Annotated in this window: 1 protein-coding gene and 1 pseudogene; both read right to left on the bottom strand. The window is 56.9% G+C overall.

Annotated elements, in window-relative coordinates; all coding sequences use genetic code 11:
• Nucleotides 1–346: 346 nt before the first annotated feature.
• Entirely contained in the window at nucleotides 347–2,890 is a 2,544-nt protein-coding gene (locus BSF79_RS19340; protein WP_175545393.1) for a calcium-binding protein, read from the bottom strand.
• A 673-nt stretch (nucleotides 2,891–3,563) separates the two neighbouring features.
• Nucleotides 3,564–3,665: pseudogene (locus BSF79_RS20170) on the bottom strand (UTP--glucose-1-phosphate uridylyltransferase); the annotation flags it as partial.

Below are 3,665 nucleotides of genomic sequence, written 5' to 3'. Positions count from 1 at the left end.
CGCCAATGCCGGTGTGGCCGGGGTCGAGGAAGCCTTTATCATCTATCGCCCCACGGGTCAGATCATGTGGGCGCTGGTCGATGGCGCCGCACAGGAAGAGCTTAACCTGCTTATTGCCGGCGTGGAGTACGATCTGCTGGCTTGATAAAACCCGGACAGAAAAAGGCGGGTGGAATTGATCAATCAGCGCCTGTCGCAAAAGCTTGGAATTTTGCGACAGGACCTCAGCTGGAAATATCTGAACACCAAAACGGAAAGTGATCATGCCGCGTCGGGTGTTGCGGAGGCTGATTTGTTTTAATAACGCGGCTCTGTTCCCAGAGCCGCGTTATTGTTTTCAGAACTCTCAGGCCAGCAGGTCGTAGACCATGCCATCAAGCTGAAGGTTGATCGAGGTCTGGTCCGCACCATCGACCAGCGCCCAGAGGATCTGGGAGTTGGGCGCATAAGTGATGAAGGCCTCGTCAACAGCGCCATCACCGGATCCGGCGCTGACAAAGTTCACCGCGAAATCGCTGCTCGAGGCACCAGAGAGACCGAAGACAAGCACGTCACCTTCAGCGGCATCGTAGTCCTGGATCCAGTCGCTACCATGCGAGGCAACCCCGGCGTGATAGAACATGTCCGCAGCGGCCCCACCGTTCAGCCGGTCGCTACCGCCACCGCCGTTGATGAAGTCGAGCCCATCACCACCAAAGATGAGATCACCCCAGGACGAGCCAGTCAGCACATCGTTGCCACCCTGCCCGTAAAGCTGGTCAGCACCATCGCCACCAATCAGCACGTCATCGCCGAGACCGCCATAGATGATGTCGTTCCCCGCCCCACCGTCGACTGTGTCGTTGCCGTCACCGGCATAGACCACGTCGCTCAGGTCGGCGGCTGTATCACCACCATAGATCTCGTCGCTGCCATCACCGCCATTGAGCGTATCCGCTCCATCGCCGCCATAGATCGTATCCGCACCTTCATAGCCCAGAATGCGATCATCACCGTCGAGGCCGTACATCACATCCGGCGATGACGTGCCTCTCAGCACATCATCCCCATCGGTGCCGACGAAGACTTCTGGTGTCATGCTGTACTGGGTCGACGTCATGAAGCTTGTCGCGTCCAGAACCTCGGTCACGCCTTGCAGAGTCACAAGATCATACCCGCCGACCGAAACCAGAAGGTCACTGCCCACCACGGTCTGAGTAATGTTGGTATCCACCATGATCGTGTCGAGCTCGACTGTGCTTGCGCCCATGCCGATCAGGCCCAGCACATCTTCGCCAACCGTGAAGTCGGTGATGATGTTTGACAGGATGTTCGCATCGCTGATTGTGGTGCCATAGGACAGAACAAAGAAATCCTCTCCAGCGCCGCCGATCAGAGTGTTGTCACCCTGCCCAACAAGGTAGTCGTCACCCGCACCGCCGGTGATTGTGCCCCCTGCGGCATAGATGGTGATTTCCTCGTAATCCAACAGCAATTCAGCATTATAGAGCGTGGCTGGCTTGATATCGCCCTTGATGTAGACGGAAAGATCGAAATCCGGGCTCAGGTTCAGGCCGTTGATATCTGTTGTCCCTGCCTGATCCTGCCAACCCGCACTGATCGACATCCGCGATACTGGTGTCTCCCAATCCAGAAGGTTGATGACAGTCTGGGTCACTTCACCCACGTCATACTTGACCTCGTCCTTTGTCGGGGGCGGCGGCAGGCTCGGGTCCAAAGGAATCACAACCGACGGCAGGTCTTGGCCGTATTTGTCAGGTTGCAGGCGCCAGCGCGGGCCGCTGATGTACTCGCCGCTCTCGTCAAACGCGGCCTCAAACGGCTCGCGATCCATGGTGGTGTACCAGGCGTTCGTGAAGCCCTCGGCCCCGTCAACCGCGCCAATGGCCGCCAGCTCCGATGTCGCCCAAAGCGCAGCCAGAGCCGGATCTTTCAGAACGGTCCCAGCCGGATAAAGCGTGCCGTCGCCGGCATAGTAGTCATCCGTGGTCACCCAAGAGCCGTCATCAAGGATCTGGTAGGTCGGCAGAGTACCGATGGCCGCTTCGTTCTCCAAGCCTTCGGGACGCAGCTGGTCGTTCGGGTTGTTGGTGATCGTGTGATTCACCAACAGCTCGGCCGAGGTGATCCGATAGAGTTTTTGCAGATCGTCGGGGCTGTCCTTGATGCTCCATTCCGACGGCAGCTCAATCTTCGCCTCAAGACGGATGTCGTTGGGCTTCTTGATTGCGTTACCCCAGCGATAGAGCAGCTTTCCGTCGTCTTTCAGCGTCACCGAGTAATCGGTGCTGGCCGCGATGTTGGAATCGATCGTCGTCTCGTTCGGCTCCAGAATATCCTTCACATCCTCGACGCCATCGCCGTTGATATCGCCGATATCGACCCAGCCAATTCCGGCAACATCGACGCCGTCCAGAAGATCCTTGATGGCATAACCATCATAATCTCCGCCGATGACCTTCAGGTTGTTGTCCAGCGGATAAAGCGCGTCCGGGTCATCAGGAAACTGCTGGTCGGACAGAATATGCTGCATGACTACATAGTGCTCGGTCGATGCCTTCACCGTGTTGCCGCCCAGACCTGCCAGCCAAGTCCCCAATACGGCGGGGGTTTTGAATGCTTCGGTCTCCGTGTTCGAGACGACAATGCCCTCCTGCTCTCCACCTTCCCCATGAAGGTCGCCGATCCAGCCTTCTTCATATTCGGGGTTGAGCAGGAAATCTTTTTCGACCGCCCCGATGAAATCGGTGACAATATACCCGAATTCACTGTTGATCGGGTACAGCAGGACACCGTCTCCTGCGTCTTTCGCGGTTGCAGTGAAGTCTACCACTGGCATCTCACCGTCCAGAACGGTTCCTTGTGTCAGGCCATCGAAGGTTCCTGTCACGTCGTCCGAACTGAAGATGTGGGAACTTGTCCAGTCTGGGGTCGTAATTGTAACTGTATCAGCACACATAAATGCCTCCTACGTAAAGCGTGTGGTTTAAGAAAAAGCGGCACAGGTTTGGTCCGCATCCCGAAAATCTTAGGCTGGAGTCACACATAAGCCCCAAACGGCAGCTTTATCGTCGCGTAAGTCCTCCCACACGAGGAAGCTAGCATCCTCAAAAAGAGGCGTGTTGATATATGTCAATTTTCGCAACTGTTAGGGCAGGGATGCGCCGGAATTTTCTGTATTTGTGATAGAAACCTGAGACGTGCCTTCGGCGAGTGCGGAAATGCACAACCTGTCGGGGATTTTTCAGGTTTCGCACAGAGGTCCGCAAAGACATTGCCAATTTATCTTGAGGGACCAATGTGCAGATGGCAGCACAACGCAGAGATTGCCGTGGAAACGCATGTCGCGCCCCTGTGCAGCAGGGGCAGATCATGCCCGCAGCCAAATCGGCGCCGGATCCAGTCGCCGCGTCAACAGGTGCAATCTGCACAGAGCCGTGGGCATTGCGGGTTGGAAGACCGCCGATGATCCGGCGTTCGACCGTGCGCGCACTGGCGCCCCACAAAGCTGCCCGCTGGCGTTAAAGCCATGAGGTGGGGCAGCTGCTCCTGCTTATTCGGCCTTATTCGGCGGCTTTGTCCAACGAGATGATTTCGCGCAGATAGCGCGACAGCTCGTCTTTCAGCTCATCGCGTGCCAGGCCGAACGATACGGTGGCCTGAAG

It is taken from the genome of Thalassovita taeanensis, assembly GCF_900110775.1.
In the GTDB taxonomy this organism is placed as follows: Bacteria; Pseudomonadota; Alphaproteobacteria; order Rhodobacterales; family Rhodobacteraceae; genus Litorimicrobium; species Litorimicrobium taeanense.
This window is presented reverse-complemented; position numbering and strand designations above follow the sequence as displayed.